This is a genomic window from uncultured Traorella sp. (genome assembly GCF_944327115.1).
Taxonomy (GTDB): domain Bacteria; phylum Bacillota_I; class Bacilli_A; order Erysipelotrichales; family Erysipelotrichaceae; genus Traorella.
On sequence record NZ_CALVGS010000119.1, the window covers coordinates 1 to 4,942 of the forward strand.

A 4,942-nucleotide genomic window follows, 5' to 3' on the forward strand; every position below is an offset into this window, starting at 1 on the left:
ATGAAGAATTGCTTGAACAAAAAGGAAGATATTATCAGCTTTATACCGGACAGTTTGAACTGGAATAAAGAGAAAGGAAAACCCGAATCTGATTCGGGTTTTCTTTAAAAGCATGATCTGACAAAAATCAAGAATATATATGAAAAGAGTGTATTTCTTGACACGGGCTGATTCTGCGTTTAAAATAAATTGTAAATTTTTTTTAATGATATTTACATGATATAAATCAATTCTTACAAAAAAACCGATGTGTATAAATTTTATTCAAATTGATTTTCAATTTATTTTTAAATCCGTAAAATAGAAACATGAAAATCAATCGTATGGAAACAAAGGAGGCTGATAGAGATGCATTATTTAGGTATTGACGTTGGATCTACGACTGTTAAGGCATATCTTACTAATGAGAAGGATGAATGTCTTTATCAGAATTATGTCCGTCATAATTCTGATGTGCGAAATACGATACTTTTTCTGCTTGAAGAAATCAGACATCAACTGGGAAATCTTGAAATATATCCTGTGATTACCGGATCAGGGGGACTTTCGATCTCTACTGCTTTGAATATCAAATTCGTACAGGAAGTCATTGCCTGCACGAAGACGATCGAAAAATATATACCTGAAACGGATGTTGCCATTGAGTTGGGTGGTGAAGATGCGAAGATCACTTATTTTGAAGGTTCGCTGGAACAGCGGATGAATGGAAGCTGTGCAGGTGGTACGGGTGCCTTTATCGATCAGATGGCGACCCTTCTTCAGACGGATGCTTCCGGTTTGAATGAGCTGGCAAAATCACATACGTGCATCTATCCGATCGCATCAAGATGCGGTGTATTTGCGAAAACAGATATTCAGCCTTTGATCAATGAAGGGGCTCAAAAGGAAGATATTGCGGCCTCTATTTTTCAGGCCATCGTCAATCAGACGATCAGCGGATTGGCGTGTGGAAAACCGATACGCGGTAAGATTGCCTTTTTAGGCGGTCCCTTGTATTTTTTGGATCAGCTGAGGGTCCGTTTTATTGAAACGTTACATATAAAGGATGAAGATGTCATCTTTCCTGAAAATTCACAGTTGTTCGTTGCGATGGGTGCATGCTTAAGCGCTAAGGAAGATTGTGAATCGGTCATGATCGATGATGTGATCGAAAAGCTGAAACATCTGAACACGCTGCCAAGTGAAAGTGTCGGCTTAGAGCCTTTGTTTGAAAATGAAGGTGAATTGATCGAATTTAGAAATCGTCATTTTAAAGACAGTGCCCGCAGAAGAAGCTTAGAAAATTATCAAGGCGATCTTTATTTAGGCATCGATGTCGGTTCGACGACTTCTAAGGCAGTCATGATCGATCCAAAAGGAAATATCCTTTATTCTTTTTATGATTCCAATCGTGGAAATCCGTTGGAGCTGATGCTTGAAATCATGAAAAAAATCTATCAACTGATCCCAAAAGGCGCCCAAATCAAAAAGGCCGGTGTGACGGGTTATGGTGAGGCATTGATACAAAGTGCTTTGAAAATCGATTATGGTGAAGTAGAAACGATCGCGCATTATACGGCTGCCAAACATTTTCAAAAGGATGTTGATTTTATTTTGGATATCGGTGGTCAGGATATGAAAGCCATCACGATCAAAGATGGTGTGATTCAGGATATTACATTGAATGAGGCATGTTCAAGCGGTTGCGGGTCTTTTTTAGAAACCTTTGCCCATTCGCTTGGCTATGATATTGAAGCCTTTGCGGATCTGGCATTACGCTCGAAGCATCCGTTGGATCTGGGAAGCCGTTGTACCGTATTTATGAATTCCAAGGTGAAGCAGGCCCAAAAAGAAGGAGCTTCGCTGGAAGATATCTCTGCCGGACTTTCTTATTCGATCATTAAGAATGCATTATATAAAGTCATTAAGTTAAGAAATAAGGATCAGATCGGTAAGCATGTTGTTGTACAGGGCGGAACCTTCAATAACAATGCGGTCTTACGTGCATTTGAAAAAGAAACCGGTATTGAGGCCATTCGTCCGGATATTGCAGGCTTGATGGGAGCCTATGGAATGGCAATGATCGCAAAGGAAAAAGATGACGGCAAGGGAAGTACGATCTTAAATGCCGAGGAATTAAAGGATTTCCATTCGACACATACGATGCGTCATTGCGGCAAGTGTACTAATAACTGTTTATTAACGGTGACCGAGTTTACGGACGGCCGTAGATTTATCAGCAGCAATCGCTGTGAAAGAGGGGCGGATCTGCCGGTAAAATCAAAGACGCTTCCTAATCTTTATGAATATAAATATCGTCGTTTGTTCAGATATAAGTCCTTGTCAAAGGAAGAAGCAATTCGCGGCAGCGTAGGTATCCCGCGTGTCTTGAATATGTATGAAAACTATCCGTTCTGGCATACCTTCTTTACTGAATTGAAATTCAGGGTCGTTTTATCTGACAAATCAACAAAGAAGATCTATGAAAAAGGAATCGAATCGATTCCAAGTGAAAGTGTATGTTATCCGGCAAAGCTGACGCATGGACATATTGAAAATCTGATCGAAAAGAATGTCGGTTTCATTTTCTATCCATCCGTATTATATGAAAGAGTTGAAAATAAGGATGCCGGCAATCATTATAACTGTCCGGTCGTTGCCTCTTATCCGGAAACGATCCGTAACAATGTCGATGACCTTCAGACCCATCATATCCTATTTAAAAATCCATTTATTTCTCTTAATAATCCTAAAACGATGTTTAAGGTATTGAAGGAAGAGCTCAAGGAATTTGATATTTCGGATCATGAGCTGAAACATGCCCTTGAAGCGGCTTATGAAGAATTGGATGTTTTCCAGAGCGATATTCGTGAAGAAGGCAAGAGAGCCCTGGATTATATGCATGAGCATCATCTTCAGGGAATCGTACTTGCCGGACGTCCGTATCACATCGATCCGGAAATCAACCATGGAATTCCTGATCTGATCACCGGTGAAGGTTTTGTCTTGCTGAGCGAAGACAGCATCTGTCAATTGGATGAGGAACATCTGCAGCTGAGAGTCGTGGATCAGTGGACCTATCATTCACGTTTATATAAAGCAGCTTCCTATGTATCTTCACAAAGCGATCTGCATTTGATCCAGCTGACTTCCTTTGGCTGTGGTCTTGATGCGGTCACCGCTGATCAGGTATCCGAGATATTAAAGGCAAGAAACAAGATCTACACACTGATCAAAATTGATGAGGTCAGCAATCTAGGAGCAATACGTATCCGTATCCGTTCTTTAAAATCAACGATTGAAAAGGGTGAGGAACAGATTGATCTTTCATCAAAATTTGAAGTGACGAAAGTTCCTTATACAAAGGAAATGAAGGATGAGCGCTACACGATCTTATGTCCGCAGATGTCACCGATCCATTTCCAGTTCATTGAAACGGCGATGAGAGAGGAAGGGTATAATTTTGTGGTCTTGCCAAGCGTTGATGAAAATGCGGTGGAACAAGGCTTAAAGTATGTCAACAATGATGCCTGCTATCCGAGCATCCTTGTCGTCGGACAGATGATGAATGCCCTCAACAGCGGTAAATATGATCTGAATAGAACCGCTTTGATCATCTCTCAGACAGGAGGCGGCTGCCGAGCTACCAATTACATTGCATTCATACGTCGTGCTTTAAAGGATGCCGGTATGGAACAGGTGCCGGTCATTTCTGCCAACCTGTCCGGTCTGGAAAATAATCCGGGCTTCAAGCTGACGCTCTCACTTGCGAAAAGAGCGATCATCGGAGTTCTTTACGGTGATCTGCTGATGCGTGTCTTGTACCGTGTCCGTCCTTATGAACAAGTCAAAGGTTCTGCCAATGCCCTTTATGAGAAATGGGTCAAGAAGTGTCAGGAAAATGTCCGTACGAACAGCATGAGCGAATTCAAGAAAAATGTTGTTCAGATCGTAAAAGAATTTGATGAGCTGCCCCTAGTCGATGTGAAAAAGCCTCGTGTCGGCCTGGTAGGTGAGATTTTGGTGAAATTCCATCCAACGGCCAACAATCAGGTGGTGGAAGTCGTTGAAAGCGAAGGTGGGGAAGCGGTGATGCCGGATCTGATTGATTTCTTCCTGTATTGTTTCTATAATGCGAAATTTAAAGAAGAGCATTATGACGGAACGAAAAAAGGTGAATGGATCGCAAAAGCAGGAATTGAATTAGTAGAATTCTTAAGAAAAGATATGGTCAAGGCCTTAAATGAATCGAAACGTTTCACGGCACCGAATCGTATCGAGCATCTTGCGCAAAAGGCAAGTGAGATCGTGTCCTTAGGAAATCAGGCCGGTGAAGGCTGGTTCTTGACAGGTGAGATGATCGAGCTGATCGAAGAAGACTGTCCGAATATCATCTGTATGCAGCCATTTGCCTGTCTGCCAAACCATGTGACCGGAAAAGGTGTCATCAAGGCTTTACGTAAGAAATATCCGCAAAGCAACATCGTAGCCATCGATTATGATCCGGGTGCCAGTGAGGTCAACCAGTTGAATCGTATCAAGCTGATGATGGCTACAGCCTTTAAAAACTTACAAAAAGAAAATTAGTCTTTTGAAAAACCAAAAGACTTTTTTTACATAGAAAAACCTCCATCTTTCATAATTTGGAGGTTATTATATATATGATATTAAACTTTTTTGATCAATTTTTCATATTTAGAAAAATCACTTGACGGAATATTCAATAATTCCATCGCTTTGTTCATATCGATTTGTAAATTAGCCATGATGCTTTGAATTGATTTGATGGTCGTTTCCTCGATACCTTTTGTTATTCCTTTTGCCATTCCTTTGTTCTCCACATAATCGCCTAAGTTGCACATATCTCTGATCTCCTTTCTTGTTTCATCGTCCATGACGATGCCATACTCTTCCTCAAGGATCGCCAGCTTTCTTTCACTTTGGATCGTTTCATCCAGCAAGG

1 protein-coding gene and 1 pseudogene are annotated in these 4,942 nt (G+C 41.0%); one reads left to right on the forward strand and one right to left on the reverse strand.

The window, feature by feature from the left end; all coding sequences use genetic code 11:
- The first annotated feature begins 339 nt into the window (after positions 1–339).
- A complete protein-coding gene (locus Q0K35_RS10140; protein WP_294562745.1) occupies positions 340–4,566 on the forward strand; it encodes a 2-hydroxyacyl-CoA dehydratase in 4,227 nt (1,408 codons plus the stop codon).
- An 80-nt stretch (positions 4,567–4,646) separates the two neighbouring features.
- On the opposite strand, the pseudogene Q0K35_RS10145 reads toward Q0K35_RS10140, so the two are convergent.
- Positions 4,647–4,942: pseudogene (locus Q0K35_RS10145) on the reverse strand (hypothetical protein); the annotation flags it as partial.